The sequence below is a fragment of the Vibrio coralliirubri genome, from assembly GCF_024347375.1.
In the GTDB taxonomy this organism is placed as follows: domain Bacteria; phylum Pseudomonadota; class Gammaproteobacteria; order Enterobacterales; family Vibrionaceae; genus Vibrio; species Vibrio coralliirubri.
The window spans coordinates 245611-266223 of sequence record NZ_AP025470.1 but is presented as its reverse complement, the minus strand read 5'-3'; the positions used below and the strand labels follow the sequence as shown (position 1 = coordinate 266223).

At 45.7% G+C, this 20613-nt stretch carries 16 protein-coding genes; 6 read left to right on the top strand and 10 right to left on the bottom strand.

What is annotated here, in order from left to right; genetic code table 11:
* Positions 1-228: 228 nt before the first annotated feature.
* Positions 229-576, bottom strand: coding sequence for a RidA family protein (locus OCV20_RS01195; protein ID WP_004729674.1), 348 nt, complete (start codon positions 574-576; stop codon positions 229-231).
* Between the two features lie 87 nt (positions 577-663).
* On the opposite strand from OCV20_RS01195, the gene OCV20_RS01190 reads away from it, so the two are divergent.
* Both OCV20_RS01190 and OCV20_RS01185 read left to right on the top strand, forming a co-directional pair.
* A complete protein-coding gene (locus tag OCV20_RS01190; RefSeq protein ID WP_052880317.1) occupies positions 664-912 on the top strand; it encodes a DUF3624 domain-containing protein in 249 nt (82 codons plus the stop codon).
* 294 nt (positions 913-1206) lie between these two features.
* Positions 1207-2411, top strand: a protein-coding gene (locus tag OCV20_RS01185) for an IS3 family transposase (RefSeq protein WP_157372747.1) whose coding sequence is annotated in 2 segments (ribosomal slippage) — positions 1207-1594 and positions 1594-2411 — 1206 coding nt in all. Because the reading frame shifts where the segments join, the coding sequence is not laid out codon by codon here.
* Positions 2412-2462: 51 nt separating this feature from the next.
* On the opposite strand, the gene argH is transcribed toward OCV20_RS01185, so the two are convergent.
* The 4 genes from argH to argC all read right to left on the bottom strand — a co-directional run bounded on the left by argH (position 2463) and on the right by argC (position 7815).
* Positions 2463-4337, bottom strand: a complete 1875-nt coding sequence (gene argH, locus OCV20_RS01180) for an argininosuccinate lyase (RefSeq protein ID WP_017061136.1) — start codon at positions 4335-4337, stop codon at positions 2463-2465.
* A gap of 347 nt (positions 4338-4684) precedes the next feature.
* The gene (locus OCV20_RS01175; RefSeq protein ID WP_017061137.1) at positions 4685-5896 is read right to left on the bottom strand and encodes an argininosuccinate synthase; all 1212 of its coding nucleotides are present in this window, start codon (positions 5894-5896) and stop codon (positions 4685-4687) included.
* Positions 5897-6009: 113 nt separating this feature from the next.
* A complete protein-coding gene (gene argB / locus OCV20_RS01170) occupies positions 6010-6798 on the bottom strand; it encodes an acetylglutamate kinase (RefSeq protein WP_017063686.1) in 789 nt (262 codons plus the stop codon).
* A 12-nt stretch (positions 6799-6810) separates the two neighbouring features.
* The gene (argC, locus tag OCV20_RS01165; RefSeq protein ID WP_017063685.1) at positions 6811-7815 is read right to left on the bottom strand and encodes an N-acetyl-gamma-glutamyl-phosphate reductase; all 1005 of its coding nucleotides are present in this window, start codon (positions 7813-7815) and stop codon (positions 6811-6813) included.
* A gap of 153 nt (positions 7816-7968) precedes the next feature.
* Here argC and argE point away from each other — a divergent pair, with 153 nt between their 5' ends.
* From argE to OCV20_RS01150, 3 genes are all read left to right on the top strand, one after another.
* On the top strand, positions 7969-9105 hold the full coding sequence (gene argE / locus OCV20_RS01160; protein WP_004729680.1) for an acetylornithine deacetylase: 1137 nt from the start codon (positions 7969-7971) through the stop codon (positions 9103-9105).
* A gap of 252 nt (positions 9106-9357) precedes the next feature.
* Entirely contained in the window at positions 9358-11994 is a 2637-nt protein-coding gene (gene ppc / locus OCV20_RS01155) for a phosphoenolpyruvate carboxylase (protein WP_017063683.1), read from the top strand.
* Positions 11995-12343: 349 nt separating this feature from the next.
* Positions 12344-12883 carry a PadR family transcriptional regulator gene (locus OCV20_RS01150; protein WP_010435321.1) on the top strand — a complete coding sequence of 180 codons (540 nt, stop codon included), beginning with the start codon at positions 12344-12346 and terminating at the stop codon, positions 12881-12883.
* A gap of 208 nt (positions 12884-13091) precedes the next feature.
* On the opposite strand, the gene metF is transcribed toward OCV20_RS01150, so the two are convergent.
* From metF to OCV20_RS01135, 3 genes are all read right to left on the bottom strand, one after another.
* Entirely contained in the window at positions 13092-13991 is a 900-nt protein-coding gene (metF, locus tag OCV20_RS01145; RefSeq protein ID WP_004729683.1) for a methylenetetrahydrofolate reductase, read from the bottom strand.
* Positions 13992-14287: 296 nt separating this feature from the next.
* Complete coding sequence (locus tag OCV20_RS01140; RefSeq protein ID WP_086775575.1) at positions 14288-16699, bottom strand: bifunctional aspartate kinase/homoserine dehydrogenase II; 2412 nt, start codon at positions 16697-16699, stop codon at positions 14288-14290.
* A gap of 2 nt (positions 16700-16701) precedes the next feature.
* The gene (locus OCV20_RS01135; RefSeq protein WP_017061143.1) at positions 16702-17883 is read right to left on the bottom strand and encodes an O-succinylhomoserine (thiol)-lyase; all 1182 of its coding nucleotides are present in this window, start codon (positions 17881-17883) and stop codon (positions 16702-16704) included.
* 208 nt (positions 17884-18091) lie between these two features.
* Between OCV20_RS01135 and metJ the strand changes: the two genes are divergently transcribed.
* Positions 18092-18412 carry a met regulon transcriptional regulator MetJ gene (metJ, locus tag OCV20_RS01130; protein ID WP_004415993.1) on the top strand — a complete coding sequence of 107 codons (321 nt, stop codon included), beginning with the start codon at positions 18092-18094 and terminating at the stop codon, positions 18410-18412.
* Positions 18413-18577: 165 nt separating this feature from the next.
* Here metJ and OCV20_RS01125 read toward each other — a convergent pair whose 3' ends face one another.
* Together OCV20_RS01125 and rpmE are read right to left on the bottom strand one after the other, a co-directional pair.
* The gene (locus OCV20_RS01125; RefSeq protein ID WP_017061144.1) at positions 18578-19867 is read right to left on the bottom strand and encodes a malic enzyme-like NAD(P)-binding protein; all 1290 of its coding nucleotides are present in this window, start codon (positions 19865-19867) and stop codon (positions 18578-18580) included.
* Positions 19868-20200: 333 nt separating this feature from the next.
* Positions 20201-20419 carry a 50S ribosomal protein L31 gene (rpmE, locus tag OCV20_RS01120; RefSeq protein WP_004737142.1) on the bottom strand — a complete coding sequence of 73 codons (219 nt, stop codon included), beginning with the start codon at positions 20417-20419 and terminating at the stop codon, positions 20201-20203.
* Positions 20420-20613 lie beyond the last annotated feature (194 nt).

Below are 20613 nucleotides of genomic sequence, written 5' to 3'. Positions count from 1 at the left end.
CAGAACCGAGGGACGAGGTATCTGGAATCTCTTACCACACAAACAGAGATTCCCGATTACGCTCCTTCGTCGCTTTCGGGAATGACGCTACTTTGAATACAGAGCAAATCCGAAGCCCAATAAGAACAACGCATAAACTAATCCAAGCTTTAACTCGTCATTCCAGAACCGAGGGACGAGGTATCTGGAATCTCTTGAAGCAATTACCGGTCGCTAAAGATTTAGCTATTACTTCTCAGCAGCAATCACAGAGATCTCAACAAGTAGCGCTTCACGAGCCATGTCGCCAGTCACACATGCGCGAGCTGGAGCGTGACCTTCAGGAACCCATGCATCCCAAACTGCGTTCATTTCTTGGAAGTCTTTCATGTCTTTCAAGTAAATCGTTGCTGACAGCATGTGCTCTTTGTCGCTGCCTGCTTGCTCAAGTAGAGCTTCCACTTTATCCAGCATCGTCTGTGTTTGCTCAGTGATGTCTTTGGTTGCATCAGCACACACTTGGCCACATAGGTAGATAGTGCCGTTGTGTTTCACAATACGGCTCATGCGTTGTTTGGTTTCTTGGCGCTCAATCATCGACTTTCTCTCTCTGTGTCACCGTGATCCAATATCTTGTGACGTGTTATTATCAGGGCAACAAGCATAACGCGAATCAAACCCAAGATGACATGCATTCATTGCAATAAAAGTGAAAAAATCCGTAACAAGCTCGGTCGTTGCCAGCGTTGCATGAATCAGCTGATGGTGTTGTCGATTTTGAGTTGGGGAGTATGGTGGCTATTTTTCAGAGAAGACCCAAAAACCATCAATGCCATCGCTTTGATGATGGCCGCTTTCGCATTCAGTGGCTTGCTGTCGCTGCATTGGATAATGAAGTTTGTGGTGCTTCCGTTAAAGGGCAAAAAACGTTAGCTGGAAGTCTTTATTGGATAAAGAGTAGTGATTAGAGACAGGGCTAAAAAATCCGATAATTCATCATAATTTTCGAGCTATTGTCATTTCCCAAACAGCAGATAGAAAAAAGCCCCAGAACCAATCGATTCTAGGGCTTTCTTAGAAAATTCTAAGAAAAAGCAGTGGTACTTTAATAGACCGGGCTTTTCTTAGTTTGTTCCCAAAAAAGATCATATTTTTGATCTTTTTTTTAGGGACTTGTACCGTCCTAAATATGGTTGACACATTTCCAACATGAAATTGGAGAGTGTCATGAAAACAACAAGTAGACGTACTCAACGAGATTATTCTCTTGCCTTTAAATTGGCAGTCGTAAGCCAAGTTGAAAAAGGCGAAATGACTTATAAGCAAGCTCAAGAACGTTATGGGATCCAAGGTCGCTCTACCGTTTTAGTTTGGCTTCGCAAACATGGTCAACTAGATTGGTCTAAAGGAATAGAACAATCGAGAGCGTTAGGAGCGACTATGTCAAACTCTTCCTCAACTCAAACCCCAGAGCAACGAATCAAAGAACTCGAGCAGCAATTAGAAGAAACTCAGCTCAAAGCTGAGTTCTTTGAAGCGGTTGTAAAAGTCATGGATCGAGATTTCGGAGTCCGAATCTCAAAGAAGCGCAAGGCCGAGTTATTAAGGAAAAAACGGTCAGAAGATTGACCGTCACTAAAGCTTGCCACTTCATAGGTATTACACGACAAGCTTTCTACAAGCGCTGTGTTGCAGAAATTCATCAGACAAAGAAAGATGAATCCGTACTCGGTTTTGTGAAGGAGCAAAGGATGATGCACCCTCGTATAGGGACTCGTAAGATCAAGTATTTACTTGCTCAGAACGATATTGAAATCGGGCGAGACCGCTTATTCTCTCTGCTGAGAATGAATCGATTATTAGTACAGAATCGAAGGGCTTATCATCGAACTACAAACAGTAATCATCGCTTTTACTGCCATCCAAATCGAATTAAGGAAGGCTTAATCCCGGAAAGACCAGAGCAATTATGGGTTGCCGATATTACTTATCTAGCAACGCGGCGTGGTAGTACTTATCTCAGTTTAGTGACGGACGCTTACTCAAGAAAAATCGTGGGCTATCACATAAGTGATGATATGAAAGCTCGCACGGTCAAGCAGGCCTTTTTAAACGCGTTGAAAGGGCGGAAGAATACAGGTGAGCTTGTCCATCACTCAGATAGAGGTGTTCAGTACTGCTCTGTTGAATACCAAGAGTTGCATCGACAGTATGGTGTATCTTGCTCAATGACTGATGGCTATGACTGTTATCAGAATGCGTTGGCAGAGAGGATCAACGGAATACTGAAGATGGAGTATCTGTTGAATAAGCCTAATGATTTAGATGAAGCAAAGAAAATGGTCGCTGAATCAGTAAAAATCTATAATGAATATAGGCCTCACACAGCTCTAAAATACAAAACGCCCGATGAAGTACATCGAGCGTTTTAGTCAATCAAGTGTCAACCCATATCAGGACGGGTCAACTATAAAATCAATGCCTTATGCAACATTAACCTTAGCGATGATCTGCTCTACCAAGTTCACTTCCAAAGCCACTTCATCACATGCATGTTGACGAGGACACTGGTCACAGTCTTTCAGTACCTTCTCTGGCAGTAGAGATTTCGATGTTGGTAAGAAATCATGCTTCATGAAGAACTCTGGAGTACGAGTCAGCACAAACACCTTCTTAATGGCCATTTGTCGCGCTTTCTCAACCAAATGCTGCACAATCGCGGTCCCCTGCCCTTGACCTTGCCAGCCAGCCTCAACTCCGAGCGAGCGAATTTCCGCTAAGCCAGAATCATACACATAGAGTGATGCACAACCTGTCACCTCACCATGATGCTCTGCGACCGCAAACGAGCCAATATCACGCACCAGTTCATTACGAGAACGAGGTAGGTTTTCACCCATATTCGCCCAGTAAGCGACCATGCCTTCTAACGCTTCGATGTCAGTCAGACGAGCAGGACGAACCTTGACGATGGAAGTGTCACGCTGTGATAAACGTTTCTCAGCTTGGTCAACCGCGTAAGCCACTTGCTGTGGAGATACACCGCCTAGCGCGCTACGTTTTTCAAGACACGATTCAATAGTCAGGATGTCATACACATCCTCTTCAATCACCTCAGAGAACTCTTTCATCTCTGCGATGGTTAATTCTTCTAATGCACAGCCTTTGGCAATCGCCGCTACTACTGTTACACCAACAATATGGTGAGCTTCACGGAAAGGAATCCCTTTCGCTACTAGGTAATCAGCCAGCTCTGTTGAGTTTGCGTAGCCTTGTTTCGCGGCTTCAAGTGTACGTTCGCCGTTCACTTTAATGCCGTCAAAACAGAGTGCTGCCATTTCCATACAATCATTCCAAGTATCTAAAGCGTCGAACAGACCTTCTTTATCTTCTTGCATGTCTTTGTTGTACGCCAAAGGCAGAGCTTTTACTGTCATCATCATTGCCGCTAATGAACCGTAAACACGGCCAGTTTTGCCACGGATAAGCTCTAGCGCATCTGGGTTTTTCTTTTGTGGCATCAGAGATGAACCTGACGTCACGGTATCCGCTAACTCGATGAAGTTTGATTCACCTGAGTTGTAGAAAATCATATCTTCTGCAAGACGTGAAAGGTGAAGCATAGAGATAGAAGCAATCGACATTAGCTCCATCACATGGTCACGGTCAGAAACTGAATCTAGAGAGTTGCGCGTTGCACGACGGAAACCTAAGTTGTGAGCTAACTCTTCACGGTCCATCGGGTAAGCTGTTCCAGCAAGGGCACCAGAACCCAGCGGACATGTATCTAGACGCTTAATCGCATCATTCAAACGTGAATAGTCACGCTCAAGCATTTCAACGTAAGCCAAGCACCAGTGAGCAAAAGTTACCGGCTGAGCACGTTGTAAGTGAGTGTAGCCAGGCAGCACGGTTTCTTGATGCTGAGAAGCAACGTTCACCATTTGGCTTTGTAGGCGATCCAGTGCCAGTAGCAGTTGGTTACCTTGCTGACGACACCATAGTTTCAGGTCGGTCGCCACTTGGTCGTTACGAGAACGGCCAGTGTGAAGTTTTTTGCCCAAGTCACCGACTTTGCCGATAAGTTGTTGCTCAACCCAGCTGTGAATATCTTCTGCATCAGAACGTAGAATCTGTTCAGGATCTTCCATCACCTCAAGTTTCAGCTCATTCAGCGCTAACTCAAGCTTCTGTTGCTCTTCTTCTGTTAATACGTTGACCGACAGTAGAGCTTTAGACCAGGCAATTGAGCCCACAATGTCTTGCTCAGCCAATCGGTAATCAAAACGAAGAGAATCGTTAAAATCTTTGAACCGGGTGTCTGCTGCTTGGGTAAATCTACCGCCCCATAATGCCATTGTGTATCTCCTAATTGCACAGTGCTCACTGTTTTTGCAAATGATAATTCTGATTAAGATTCAGTATTTTTCTGATGGTTTAAACTTACGGCAATTCAAAATGAAAATAAAGTATTAATTCATTATTTTCACATATTTATTCACCAGCAGTTCAATCCATTGATTATTTTAAGCGTGGAGCGCGAATTATATGCCATCCGATAGCAAAAACCGAAGCTGATTTATTAGGCAAATAGAAAGTAAAAAGCCCACTCACTAATCAATAGTGAATGGGCTTTGCATAACAATGTCTGTTTACTAACCTTCAATCTTTCATCAAAGGCTAGCTCACTAACTCATTGTTAGGATTACTTTTGGCTATTCAGAGCACGGATACGGCTTGATAGCGAGTAAAGGCGGATGAAGCCTTCAGCATGACTTTGGTCGTAAACTTCATCTTCACCAAAGGTTGCAAACTCTTCTGAGTACAGGCTGTTGTCAGAACGCTTCTGAGTCACCGTTGCATGGCCTTTGTAAAGCTTGATAACCACTTCACCATTCACGTCTTGTGCTAGCTCTTCTGTCGCGGCAAGGATTGACTTACATAGTGGAGTGAACCAACGACCATCGTATACAAGGTGAGAAGCCTTAACACCTAGCTCTTCACGGAATTCGAATGCCGCTTTATCAAGAACCAGTTGCTCTACTGCACGCAGTGCTTCCATCATGATTGTGCCACCCGGAGTTTCGTAACAACCACGAGACTTCATGCCAACAAGACGGTTTTCTACGATATCGATACGACCAACACCGTGCTTAGCACCCTTCTCGTTTAGGTAAACCAGTGCGTTGTATGGCGTCATTGTTTCGCCATCAACCGCAACCACTTCGCCTTTTTCAACTTTAAGTGTCACTGTTTCAGATTCGTTTGGCGCTTGCTCAGGGTCTACAGTCCAAGCCCAGCAATCTTCGTTAGGTGCATTCCATGTGTTTTCTAGAACGCCGCCTTCTGTTGAGATGTGCCATGCGTTTGCATCACGCGAGTAAATCTTAGTCAAAGAAGCGGTACAAGGGATGTTACGCTCCGCTAGGTAATCTAGACACTCTTCACGGCTCACCAGATCCCATTCACGCCATGGTGCAATTACGTGTAGGTCTGGTGCTAGTGCAGCAAATGCGCCTTCAAAACGAACTTGGTCGTTACCTTTACCTGTACAACCGTGACACAGTGCGTCTGCACCTACTTTACGTGCGACTTCAACCTGTGCTTTCGCGATGATTGGACGCGCCATTGACGTACCTAGTAGGTATTTGCCTTCATAGTAAGCGCCCGTTTTTAGCGTTGGGTAGATGTAGTCAGCAACCATCTCTTCTTTAAGGTCTGCGATGTAACACTCAGATGCACCAGAAGCTTTTGCTTTCTCTTCGATACCAATCAACTCTTCGTCGCCTTGACCAACATCCGCAACAAATGCAACCACTTCACAGTCATAGTTCTCTTTCAACCATGGAATGATTACTGATGTGTCTAGACCGCCAGAGTAGGCTACTACAACTTTCTTTACGTTAACTTTGCTCATTTTCTTTCTCCTAGTTTCCATACTGCACATGGCGGTCAGCGTTGGAAATGACTTCATAATTATATGTTTATTTAATTTGTCTAAATTCTTTAAGTAGTGACTCGTTGTGAGACCTACTGAGGTAAAAACTGTGTTCCTATGCTTTTACCTGAAAACAGTTGTGTTAGCTTTTCTGGGTATCGCCAAGTGGCAACTTCGATTGGTCGTCCAAGGTCGTTAGCGGCTTCTAGTGCAGCTTGAACCTTAACGATCATGCCGTCGGTAATCACTTTGCCGGCAATAAGGTCATCAGCTTGTTGTTGATTAAGGCTTGGAATCAGGTGGCCTTTACCATCCAACACACCACTTACATCAGAAAGCAGTACCAGTTCAGCATCAAGCGCGCCTGCAACGGCAACCGCAGCTTGGTCGGCATTGACGTTCATCAGTTGGCCTTGCTCAGTCAGACCAATCGAGCTAATGATAGGCAGTGCGCCCGCATTAAGAATCGCTTGCAGAACGGTTGAGTCGCCCGGCTCCGCTTTTCCTACCGCGCCCAATTCAGGGTTCAGTTCGCTCACTTTGCATAAACCACCGTCAGCAAGGCTCAAACCAACGGCATTGATTCCGTCTTTAATTGCCTGACCTTGAAGTAATTTATTTGCCGTGCCCGCTAATGCACCAGCGATCACTGGGATCTGATCATAAGGAGTAACACGTAGCCCTTCTTTCTTAACGGTTTCGAGGTTCAACTTATTCATCAAATCATCAACAAGGTAACCGCCACCGTGAACAATCACGATTGGTCGTTGTGCCTGTTGTTGGTAAGCAGAGATAGCACCAAATAACTTGCTAAGTGTTTCACCACAAGATAGCGCAGCGCCACCTAACTTTATGATTAATGGTTGATTATTAAGGCTCATATCTAGATTTCCTTACACTAACGCAGTTAATGGCGCAAAACCATAACGTAAATTTAAACACTGCATCGCTTGGCTAGATGCACCCTTTAATAAGTTATCAATCGCTGAAACAACGATGATGTGCTGACCTTGAACCTTCCAACCTAAGTCGCAGAAAGGCGTCTGTTCTACATCTTGAATTCTTGGCAATGTCTCTTCGAGTAGTCTCACTGCAGGTTTACCTTGGTAAGCTTGCTCAAAGGCATCTTGTATCTGCTGTTCTGTCACGCCTTCAGCCAATTTCATGGTGATGGTCGCTAAAATACCGCGCTTAAAGTTGCCGAGGTGCGGAGTGAAAATCACATCACATCCTAAATGTGCAGCCATTTCAGGTTGATGACGGTGATTGAATACGCCATAAGCTTGCAGGCTCACTTCGCAGAAGCTGTTAACCATCGTCGCCTTGCGGCCCGCACCAGTAACACCGCTGGTTGCGTTAATCACTGGCCATTGGTTTTCATCCAGTAACTTGGCTTCAACCAAAGGCTTAATTGCCAGTTGTGATGCGGTTGGGTAACAACCCGCTACCGCAACAAGCTGAGCTTCTTTAATTTCTTGTTCGTTCCATTCCGCTAAACCGTAAGCCGCTTTGTCTAGCCATTGTTCGTGTTGATGTTCAAAACCGTAAAACTCTTGATAGAAGTTTTCGCCTTTAACTCTGAATGCACCCGATAGGTCGAAGACTTGGCAATCGTTCTCTAGAAAGATTGGCGCTAGGTCGTGACTGACTTCGTGTGCAGTGGCTAAGAAAATCACATCAGACTGTTTAGCTACTTCTTCAGGATTTGTTAAAGGTTGTACTGGCATATCAATCAGGCCAGCTAACTTACCGTGCAGTGCCGCAATAGGTTTACCTGCGTCTACACTATTGGCTGAGACATATAAACCTGATAGCGTGAGCTCAGGGTGTCTGTTTATCATTAGAGCCAGTTCTGCTCCTGTGTAGCCGCTTGCGCCAATGATCGTGGTTTTCAACATCTCAACACATCCATTTCTGAGGTAAGTTACATTTCAAATTTGACTATTCATACTTAATTTTTAGCTTTATTTGATTTCTTATGCATTAAATATGATTTAATATGTGTTTTACCGACTTATGGTTTTCCTGTCAATAGTAGAAGTGAAGTTATTATGCAATTACCGAGTTTTCTTGAGGTCTACAAAGGCCTAATTTCCACAGACTCTATTAGCTCGACCGATCCAAGCTGGGATCATGGCAACGAGAAAGTGATCGAAAAAATGGCTCAATGGTTTAAAGACGTAGGCTTTAGCGTTGAAGTCGTGGAGGTCGAACCCGGCAAGCATAATATGGTCGCTAAGATGGGATCGGGCGAAGGTGGCTTGCTACTCGCAGGACACAGCGACACAGTGCCATTCGATGAAGGACGTTGGAACTTCGACCCTCACGCACTAACAGAACACAACAATCGCTTCTATGGATTAGGCACAGCCGATATGAAAGGCTTTTTCGCTTTCGTTTATGAAGCGGCAAAGAAGATGGATTGGAGCAAACAGACCAAGCCTCTTTATGTATTGGCAACCTGTGACGAAGAGACCACCATGCTGGGTGCGCGTCATTTCACTGAGAATGCACCGTTTAAACCGGATTACTGCATTATTGGTGAGCCAACCAGCCTTGTGCCGATTCGTGGTCATAAAGGCCATGTTGCTAACGCTGTGCGAGTAACGGGTAAATCAGGTCACTCTTCTGATCCTGCATTAGGTGTCAACGCCATCGAGATCATGCATGAAGTGTTGTTCGCTTTAATGCAACTGCGTGACAAGCTAGTCAAAGAGTATCACCACCCGGGTTTCGCAATTCCAAGCCCAACGCTAAACCTTGGCCATATTCACGGTGGCGACAGTGCCAACCGTATCTGTGGTTGCTGTGAGCTGCACTATGATGTGCGTCCTTTGCCAGGTATCAGCCTAGATGGCTTGGATAACATGCTGCGCAGCGCACTTAAGGAAGTGGAAGCAAAATGGCCGGGCAGAATCGAGATTACACCTCTGCATGAACCTATCCCTGGTTACGAGTGCCAACACGACCATCCATTTATCGGTGGCATGGAATCAGTTTGTGAGATTGAATCACAAACCGTGAACTACTGTACTGAGGCACCTTTCCTTCAAGAACTTTGCCCAACCTTAGTTCTGGGTCCGGGCTCAATCGACCAAGCTCACCAACCAGATGAGTTCCTAAGCTTCGATTTTATCGATCCAACGATTGATGTTCTGAGTAAATCGATCCGTAAATATTGTTTCTAGTTATTACTTTTCTTCCAATATTTTCGTATAAAAGCCACCCAAAAAGGTGGCTTTTATACTGTTATCCCTGACACAGCCTGTTCTTGTAATTAAATTTCACTTTAATTCCGAACTATTGGAAAATTTACTTCTCCCGCATTTCGAAAACTAATAATTGCAAACTTAGAATGCTTTATTTGACTAGATACAGCACTTTTCGCTAGATTGTGTACTTAACAAGGAACAATGGATGTAATTTTTTTACGAGGCAGGATGACAATGAACGAGAAATACGCCGCTCTCAAGAGTAACGTAAGCATGCTGGGACGCTTGCTAGGTAACACAATCCAAGATGCACATGGTGACGTTATCTTAGAAAAAGTGGAGACTATCCGTAAACTTTCCAAATCCGCCCGCGCAGGCAACAAAGCTGACCGTGACAGCCTAGTTGAAGAAATCAAAAACCTGCCGAACGAACAACTCACTCCTGTTGCTCGTGCATTTAACCAATTTCTCAACCTCACCAACATGGCAGAGCAGTACCACACCATCTCTCGCCACTGTGAGGAGCATGTTTGCGAACCAGACGTGCTGCAATCTCTATTTTCCAAATTAAACCAGAATGACATCAGCAAGCTAGATGCGGCTCAAGCCGTTCGCGACCTGAACATTGAACTCGTTCTGACTGCACACCCAACAGAAATCACTCGTCGCACCATGATCAACAAGCTAGTTAAGATCAACGAGTGTCTGTCTAAATTAGAATTAAGCGACCTATCACACAAAGAGCGCGTGAAAACAGAACGTCGCCTAGAGCAACTTATCGCTCAAGGTTGGCACTCAGATGTGATTCGTCAGCAACGCCCTACGCCACTTGATGAAGCAAAATGGGGCTTTGCGGTTGTTGAAAACTCACTTTGGGAAGCTGTACCAGATTTCCTACGTGAAATGGATGGCCGACTAAAAGGCTACCTTGGTGAAGGTCTACCAATTGATGCGCGCCCGGTACACTTCTCATCTTGGATGGGCGGTGATCGCGATGGTAACCCATTCGTAACACACACCATCACCAAAGAAGTACTGCGCCTATCTCGCTGGAAAGCCGCTGACCTTTACCTAGGTGACGTAAACGAGCTGATTACCGAACTGTCGATGACTAAGTGTAATGATGCCGTTCGTGAACTAGCGGGTGATGAGCATGAAGCTTACCGTGCAATCCTAAAGAGCCTACGTACTCTGCTGAACAACACGTTAGAAGTGCTTGATGCAAAACTGCATGACGCTGAAGTACCGAAGAAAGAAACACTACAGAACATCGACCAACTTTGGACACCGCTGTACGCGTGTTACCAATCGCTGCACGAATGTGGCATGGGCGTAATCGCAGACGGTTCTCTACTTGATACCTTGCGCCGCCTAAAAGCATTCGGTGTACACCTAGTGCGTCTCGATGTTCGTCAAGAAAGTACACGTCACTCAGATGTGCTGTCTGAACTGACTCGCTACCTAGGCATTGGCGACTACGACCAGTGGAGCGAGCAAGACAAGATTGCTTTCTTAACCAATGAATTAAGCTCAAAACGCCCACTACTTCCTCGTGATTGGGAGCCATCTGAACAGGTTAAAGAGGTTTTAGACACCTGTAAGGTCATTGCTGCTCAACCTCGTGAAGCCTTCGGTGCTTACGTAATTTCTATGGCTCGTACTGCATCGGATGTACTGGCTGTTCACTTGCTGCTGCAAGAGTGTGGTTGCCCGTACCGCATGGACGTATGTCCGCTGTTCGAAACGCTAGACGACTTGAACAACTCAGAAGCGGTAATGAAGCAGCTAATGAGCATCGACTTGTACCGTGGCTTTATCCAAAACCATCAAATGGTAATGATCGGATACTCTGACTCAGCAAAAGATGCCGGCGTAATGTCTGCAGGTTGGGCTCAATACGATGCGATGGACAAGCTGGTTAAGGTTTGCGACGAAGAAGGCATTGAACTGACTCTATTCCACGGTCGTGGCGGTACAGTTGGTCGTGGTGGTGCTCCGGCGCACGCAGCTCTTCTTTCTCAGCCACCGAAGAGCTTGAAAGGCGGCTTACGTGTAACGGAGCAAGGCGAAATGATCCGCTTTAAGCTTGGCTTACCAGATGTTGCTGTAAACAGCTTTAACCTATACGCAAGTGCGATTCTAGAAGCGAACCTTCTACCACCACCTGAGCCTAAACAAGAGTGGCGCGACCTAATGGAAGTGCTATCTCAAGTCTCTTGTGAGGCTTACCGTAACGTGGTTCGTGGCGAAGAGAAATTTGTACCTTACTTCCGTCAAGCGACGCCTGAACTGGAGCTAGGTAAACTGCCTCTTGGTTCTCGCCCTGCGAAACGTAACCCGAATGGCGGCGTAGAAAGCCTACGTGCAATTCCATGGATCTTCTCTTGGAGCCAAAACCGCTTGGTACTTCCTGCATGGTTAGGTGCTGGTGAAGCGATTCAATACTCAGTTGACCAAGGCCATCAAGCGCTACTTGAAGAGATGTGTCGTGAATGGCCATTCTTCTCAACTCGTCTGGGTATGTTGGAAATGGTGTACTCGAAGTGCAACATGGAAATTGCCAAGTACTACGACCAGCGTCTTGTTGATGAAGAGCTATTACCTCTGGGTGAGTTACTGCGTGAACAGCTACAAAAAGACATCAAAGCGGTACTGAATGTAGAAAATAACGAAAACTTGATGCAAAGCGACCCTTGGGGGCTTGAGTCAATTCGCCTACGTAACATCTACGTTGAGCCACTAAACATGCTTCAAGCAGAACTGCTTTACCGTACTCGTAAGTGTGAAACACCACCAGCAGAGCTAGAAGAAGCGCTAATGGTGACGATTGCAGGCATTGCAGCAGGTATGCGAAACACTGGTTAATTAGTGATTCCTACTATAAAAAGAACAAAAGGTCGCCACGCGCGACCTTTTTATTTTGCAAAATAACCACTAGTGAGTATTTTGTCAGTTTTTTGGGTTATTTTGTCCATGTATTCTACTTTATGCTTATTATTTAGATATACTACTGCTCCGCTGCGGAAACACTCCAAAAAAATAATCTGCAGCAATTTGACCAATAAACTGGTCAACCTAGGTGATAAACGGCTTTGTAAGGTGACATAACCAACCGATGAGTTGGTGCTACTTAGACATAACCAATATAACGTGCCATTAGAAGCACACTTGTTGTTTAAGTATTTGTTTACTGTTTACCATTTGGATTTCAGACATGTCATTACCACACGTAATTCTAACCGTTTTAAGTACACGCGATGCTACTGGTTACGATATCACAAAAGAATTCTCCGCAAGCATTGGTTACTTCTGGAAAGCTAGCCATCAACAAGTTTACCGCGAGCTAAATAAAATGGCTCAGAACGACCAGGTAACTTGCGTGCTTGAGCCTCAAGAAGGCAAACCTGATCGTAAAGTTTACTCTATCACTGATGCTGGCCGTGGCGCGCTAGGTGAATGGTTTGAACAACCAACTGCACACCCAACCGTTCGTGACGAGTTCTCAGCCAAGCTAATGGCTTGTGCTGTACAACCTTCTGACGCTTACCGTGTACAACTTGCTGAGCTAGTAGAAGAGTCTCGCAAACTGGTTTCTCACTACAAAGAAATCGAAGCAGCTTACTACGCAACGCCATCGACACTAGACAAGCAAGCACGCCTTGAGCGTCTAACACTTCGTCGTAACCTACTTATCCGTGAAGCATGGATTGTATGGGCTGAAGAAGTACTGCTTGAACTTGGCGCTCTAGCTTAAGTTAAGCTAGAAGCTAGAAGCTAGAAGCTAGAAGCTAGAAGCTAGAAGCTAGAAGCTAGAAGCTAGAAGCTAGAAGCTAGAAGCTAGAAGCTAGAAAAGCAAAAGGCTTGAACTCTATGAGTCCAAGCCTTTTTTGTATCTATAGGATTTGAAATGTTACTGCCAGAGGCTTTTTACAAGTGCTCAGGCTTTACTTCTTAGACTTTGCTTAAAGCGCAGCGACTTGCGGACGAACGCCTAGCGTATGGCAAAGTGCGTAAGTCATTTCTGCACGATTTAGCGTGTAGAAGTGGAAATCTTTCACACCTTCACGGCTCAGCGTACGAACCATATCGATCGCTTGGCTAGCACCTACTAGCTGACGAGTGGTTGGATCATCATCCAAACCTTCGAACTGCTTCGCCATCCAGCCAGGTACTTTTACGTTGTTCATCGCTGCAAAGCGCGACGCTTGCTTGAAGTTAGAAACCGGTAAGATGCCCGGTACAATCTCAACATCCACACCTGCCGCTACACAACGGTCACGAAAACGTAGGTAGCTTTCTACATCAAAGAAGAACTGAGTGATTGCACGGTTAGCACCCGCATCCACTTTACGCTTTAGGTTAATAAGATCAGATTGAGCGCTTTTTGCTTCAGGGTGAACCTCAGGGAATGCTGCAACTGAGATATCAAAATCGTGGCGAGATTTAAGTAGCTCAACTAGGTCAGATGCGTACATCTCTGGCGCGCCGCCGCCTGCTGGAATGTCACCACGTAGCGCAACAATACTCTCGATACCATTTGCCCAGTAATCGTCGGCAATTTGAATCAGCTCTTCGCGACTCGCATCAATACACGTTAGGTGCGGTGCAGCCACTAGGCCAGTTTGGTTCTTAATTTCTTTAATGATTGAGTGGGTACGGTCACGTTCGCCCGAGTTTGCGCCGTAAGTTACCGATACAAATTTTGGTTGAAGTGTTTTAAGACGGTGAACAGAGTTCCATAGGGTCTCTTCCATCTTCTCACTGCTTGGTGGAAAAAACTCAAATGACACATTGATGTTGTCAGAAAGCTCAGCGATATTCTGATTTAAAGCGTCGATATGACTAGCGTGTGTGTATCCCATCTTACTCTCCCTGTGGCAAAAGCAACCACTAAAAACTCAAATCCTTAAACGACGTTTAGACGTCTATATGTCTGTAGAATGTATTGAATACGATTTAATGTCAACAGATCCATTATGAATTTTTCTCAAGTAGATCGTGAGTAAAACTCAAGTCGTTAGATGGGTCGCAAAGCAGAAATAATGTAGAAAAAGGCTGAAAAACACATCGTGCTTTCAGCCTTATTTATCTTAGTGAATAGTATGCCATTTACGCGCTAAACCAATTGATCTGAGCATTAAACCAATCGTTCTGAAAATCAAAACAGGCTCGACATTCTGTTTAAGTCAGATTGAATTGCGCCAGCTGTGACTTCACGTCCTGCACCTGGGCCTCGGATCACCAATGGATTATCTTTGTACCATTTGCTCTCAATCGCAAAGATGTTGTCGCAAGGCAACAAGTTCGCCAGAGCATGTTCTTTAGACAGTGCTTCAACGCCTACGGTTGCCTTACCGTTCTTCTCCAAACGCGCTACGTAACGTAAGACTTTCTGTTGAGAGTGCGCTTTCTCTAAACGCTCAGCCAACTCTTCGCTCAGTACAGAAGCTTTGTCGAAGAAGTCATCCACAGATAGTTCTTGCAGCTCTGCAGGTACGAGCGATTCCACTTTTACGTTTTCAGGTTCGATATCCAAACCGGATTCACGCGCCAGAATCACCAGCTTACGCATGACATCTGAGCCATCTAGGTCAGCACGCGGGTCCGGTTCAGTCAGGCCTTGTTGCCACGCTAAGTCAACCAACTCGCTGAATGGTACCGTGCCATCAAACTGTTGGAACAACCAAGACAGAGTGCCAGAGAAAATACCTGACAACGCAATAATGTCATCGCCGCTTTCTCGAAGGTCTCGTACTGTATGGTTAATCGGTAAGCCTGCACCTACTGTCGCGTTGTACAACCAATGACGGCTGATCTTAGCGAAAGCATCTTGTACTTGATGGTAATACTCGCTCGATGCAGAACCAGCCACCTTGTTAGCCGAGATCAGATGGATACCTTGTTGTGCAATTTGCAGGTACTTTGCTGCAAGCACAGGGCTTGCGGTGACATCGAGTACCACAGCTTCATCGTAACCCTGAATAGAACCCAAACGCTCTAACCAGTCGTTCCCATTGTTGGCAATCGCTTCATCGTCAAAGCGCTTGCTCACTGAGGTCGCATCAATACCTTGGTCATCGAACCAATAGGTTTGGCTATCAACCACGGCAACCAATTCAAAGTTCATTCCACGACGCTTTTCAAGTTCCGCTTTTTGTTCAGCAAACAGACTTAACCAACTTGAACCAATGTTGCCCTTACCACACAAGGCAATCGCAACACGCTTCTGCGCTTGGAACAGTTGAGAGTGAATACCTTTCACTAGGCTTGATGTTTCACTCTTACGAATCACAGCCACCAAGCTTAAGCCTGAGTTCGCTTCTGAGATGAACTCAACCGGTGAGCTCTTAAGCTGCTGGTAGAAGCCGTAGCAATGGTTCGGGTTCTTAGTCACACCCGCACCCACTGCAGCAATCAGAGAGAAACCTTCTTTTAGCTTAATTTCCGCTTCAATCGCATGGTCTTGGAGATATTCTAATGCACCACCAGCGATCTCTTCCGTATAGGCAAGACGCAAGCAGTGTTGATCCGGTTCAAGCTCATAAGCAAGCGGCTCCAGTTGAGCGCGCTTAAGCCCTTCAAGCACTTCACTCTCTAGACGGTCGAAATCATGGCCGTGACCAAAGGTCAGCTGCACGATAAGCACTTCATCCAGAGAGGTAATGATTTTTGCGCCACGACCCGATGCCAGTACACGCTCTATCTGTGTAGAGCCCGCCTCCGGCTGGTAGCTGCAGCGTAAGCTGAGATCCATAGCACTTTGAGCCACAGGCTGTAGCGTTCGGCTATGAAGCACTGGAGCGGCAAGACGAGCCAATTCACTGGCTTCATCAAGGCGAAGTAGAGGCAGTAGACACGCATCCGAAACCAAACGAGGGTCAGCGCTGTAAACGCCCGCCACATCACTCCAAATCGTCACGCGTTCAACTTCAGCCAAAGCACCAATCACGGTCGCTGAGTAATCCGAACCGTTACGGCCAAGCAATACCGTTTCACCCTCGCAGTTCTGAGCCATAAAGCCAGTAATCACCACGCGGCAATGTGCATGCTGCGCCAGAGCTTCTTTAATCAGAGGGTAAGAACGTGCGCGGTCGACTTCAGGCTGAGCGCCCACTTCTGCACGTAAAAAGGCACGCGCATCTTGAGCAACGGCTTGTAAATCATGCTGACACAACAAAGCAGCGAGTAGACGTGAAGACCAAACCTCACCATGTCCAAGCACTTTTGCTTTTTGTGCTTCGCTCAAGGGAGCCGTTAGCTCACCCAAAGCGGTAAATTCTTGTTGAATGGTGCCCGTTAGTTGCGCTGCAGACTCACCCTCAAGCAGTGCTTCAATCAGATCAAGCTGGAACTGACGAAGTGCTTGTAGGCATTCATGGGCAATACGACCATCTTTGTCGAGCGCTTCAACGAACTCAATTAAGCGGTTGGTTGTTTTGCCTGCTGCCGATACCACCACCAAATCAGATGCTGATGAGTATTCTCTAAGAATGTTGACCACGCGTTGGTAACATTCAGGGTTTGCTAAACTGCTGCCACCAAATTTATGTAGCTGGCGAAAGGTTGCCATTATTAACCCTCCCCTTCAGCGATAAAGCGCTGTGTTCTTTCAAACGCTTGCTTGAGGTCATCGATTAGGTCTTCTGCATCTTCAAGGCCAACAGATAGACGCAGTAGTTGCTGAGAAACACCCGCTTCTGCTAATGCTTCTTCACCCATCGCACGGTGAGTCATCGACGCAGGGTGACAAATCAGGCTTTCAACACCGCCCAATGATTCTGCCAAGGAGAATAGCTCTAACTTATCAACAAAGTATTTAAGCGCCTCGAATGAGCCCGCAAACTCAAAGCTGAGCATTGAGCCAAAGCCCGATTGCTGTTTCTTCGCGATATCATGACCCGGATGTTCAGGAAGGCTTGGGTGATAAATAGTGCCAACGAGATCTTGTTGCTGCAGAGACGCTAGAATCTCACGCGAGCTTTCTTCGTGAACTCGCATACGCGCACCTAGCGTACGAATACCACGTAAAGTCATGTAGCTATCAAATGGTGTGCCGGTCGCACCAATACAGTTGCCCCACCATGCTAGCTCTTCAGCGTGCTCTTCTGTCTTAGTAACCACAACGCCACCAATCACATCTGAGTGTCCGTTGATGTACTTGGTTGTAGAGTGGATAACAAAATCAGCACCCAGCTCTAAAGGCTTTTGGAACACAGGCGTCAAAAACGTGTTGTCGACAGCAACCAGAGCACCAACCTCTTTCGCTTTGCGGCAAGTTTCTGCAATATCAACCACACGAACCAGTGGATTCGATGGGGTTTCAATTAAGATCAATTTTGGCTTAAGCGCGATCGCTGCATCCAGTGCCGCTTGATCCGATTGATCAACGAACAGAACTTTGAAGTCACCTTTTAGCGAGCGAGTGTTAAACAGACGGTAAGTACCGCCGTAGCAGTCGTGCGGTGCAATAATAAGATCATCGCCGCCTAAGAAAGCCGAAACCCATAAGTTAAGCGCCGAAGTACCGCAGTTAGTCACAACCGCGCCTTTGCCTGATTCAAGCTCAAACAGTGCCGTTTCTAATAAACCACGATTTGGGTTACCAGAACGGGTGTAATCGTACTTTGGCACTTCACCAAAAGCGGGAAACCCATAGTTAGTCGAAAGATAAATGGGTGGGACAACGGCATGGTGTTGCGTGTCTGACTCGATACCAGTACGTACTGCGATTGTTGCTGGCTTCCGGCTGCTCATAGGTGCTTCCTTACAAGTTTTGCGTCTGAGAATCACAGCGGCTTGTCGGCATTTTGCGGCTGTGTTAGATATATGTTATTCACTTTACTTTCATAAACGTGAGACGTCAACACTTCTAGACGTCTATATGTCTTTGCTTATGGCAGTAAATCCCGCTAAAATCACCACTATTAATTTATTCTAACAACTAAAGTGATGAAGGTACGCAATGGCCGACTGGAATGGTGAATACATAAGCCCATATGCTGAGCATGGAAAGAAAAGCGAACAAGTAAAGAAAATTACAGTTTCTATCCCTCTAAAAGTGTTAAAGGTTCTTACTGACGAGCGTACTCGCCGCCAGATTAATAACCTACGCCATGCAACAAACAGTGAGCTACTGTGCGAAGCCTTTCTACATGCGTACACAGGCCAACCACTACCAACGGATGAAGACCTTCGTAAAGATCGTCCTGACGATATCCCTGCTGAAGTGAAAAAACTGATGACAGAAATGGGTATCGAGTTCGAAGCGTTTGACGAAGAATAAAAACAATTCAGTCACTGCCTTCATTATTGATTCGTTATAGCTGACCCTGTTTATCACATCACGCATTGCGTTTTTATGACTACGCTGTGAATGATAGACATAAAAAAACCGACTCCTATGAGTCGGTTTTTTATTATTCTTTTTCGCTCAATAGAGCAACAGCTATTAAGCCATATAGTTAGCAGGCATCTCGATACGAGCTACGCCAGATTCAACAGCCGCTTCCGCAACTGCTCGTGCTACGCGTGGAAGTAGACGTGGATCCATTGGCTTAGGAATGATGTAACCCTTACCGAACTCCAGTGCAGTCTCGCCCGCAGCTGCTAGTACTTCAGCTGGAACTTCTTCTTTCGCTAGTTCACGAATCGCTTTAACCGCCGCCAGCTTCATTTCGTCATTGATTTCGCTCGCACGCACGTCTAGTGCACCACGGAAAATGAATGGGAAACAAAGTACGTTGTTTACTTGGTTAGGGTAATCACTGCGGCCTGTACCCATGATTAGGTCAGAACGAACTTCGTGTGCAAGCTCAGGCTTGATCTCTGGATCTGGGTTTGAACATGCAAACACAACTGGCTTATCAGCCATCAGCGTTAGTGCTTCAGCAGGCAGTAGGTTAGGACCCGATACACCCAAGAACAGGTCAGCGCCTTCGATAACATCTTCAAGCGTGCGCTTGTCAGTGTTATTTGCGAACAGCTCTTTGTATTCGTTTAGGTCATCACGACGAGTGTGGATCACACCTTTACGGTCAAGCATGTAGATTTTTTCACGCTGAGCGCCACACTTAATCAGTAGCTCCATACAAGCAACCGCTGCTGCGCCAGCACCTAAACAAACGATCTTACACTCTTCAAGTTTCTTACCTTGAAGTTCGATCGCATTCAGCATACCCGCTGCCGTTACAATCGCTGTACCGTGTTGGTCATCGTGGAATACCGGAACATCACAACGTTCAATCAGGCGACGTTCAATCTCAAAACAGTCTGGTGCTTTGATGTCTTCTAGGTTAATACCGCCGAATGTATCTGCGATATTCGCAACCGTATCAACGAACTCATCGATTGTGCGGTGTTTTACTTCAATATCGATAGAATCTAAACCAGCAAAACGCTTAAACAGGAGCGCTTTACCTTCCATAACAGGTTTAGAAGCAATAGGGCCAAGATTACCTAGGCCAAGAATCGCTGTACCGTTAGAGATAACTGCAACCATGTTGCCTTTACCTGTGTACTTATAAACGTTATCAACGTTCTGTGCGATCTCGCGAACAGGCTCAGCCACGCCTGGGCTGTATGCAAGTGCTAGGTCTTCTGCAGAGTTTGCAGGCTTCGTCAGTTCTACGGCAATTTTGCCTGGAATTGGGAACTCATGGTAATCAAGAGCTTGCTGACGGAATTGTTCTTGAGGTGATAATTCTTGAGAGGATTGAGCTTGGCTGCTGTCTTCAGACATAGGTGTAGGTTCCTAGGATATTATTATTTGGGGGATCTTGTTCATGTTAATGGATGTACTTCAAAGTTCCTAGGTGGTTGGAGCCTCTGTCTCATTAAAAAACGAGATTTCACTACTAATAAGACCAGTGAGCAGTTGAAATTACTATCGCTTGTTGAACTTTCGAGCTGAATTTTGGTGCAGAGAGATACGCAAGGAATTGCCCTGCAATAGAAAGGTAGGCAACTTATCGTGAGGCGGGATTGAAGCTTGAATGAAAGTCAGTGCTTTCTCAAATTGCAGGCAACAAAAAAGGACACCGAAGTGTCCTTTTTCATGTCTAAATAGCGAGAATTACTTCTTGCTAGAAAGAGCACCGAAACGCTTGTTGAAGCGATCAACACGGCCGCCAGTATCTACGATACGTTGCTTACCAGTGTAGAACGGGTGACATTTGTCACATACGTCTAGGTGGATTGATTCTTTTGCTAGCGTTGAGTTGAACTCAAATGTGTTGCCGCAAGAACAAGTTGCAGTAACTGCTTTGTATTCTGGGTGGATTCCAGCTTTCATGGGATAACCTCAAGTAGGCCGTGTCGCTATACGATTCTAAGCCGCACACCACACGTAGTTTAAAAAAAGAAATAAAGACACCGCATCGACACAAAAGAGTGATGAAGCCATACCTTTAAGGCGCAGTATAGTAATGAATCTATAAGGCAGGATCAACCGATTTGATACATTTTTCACCAATTCTCTCTTTATTT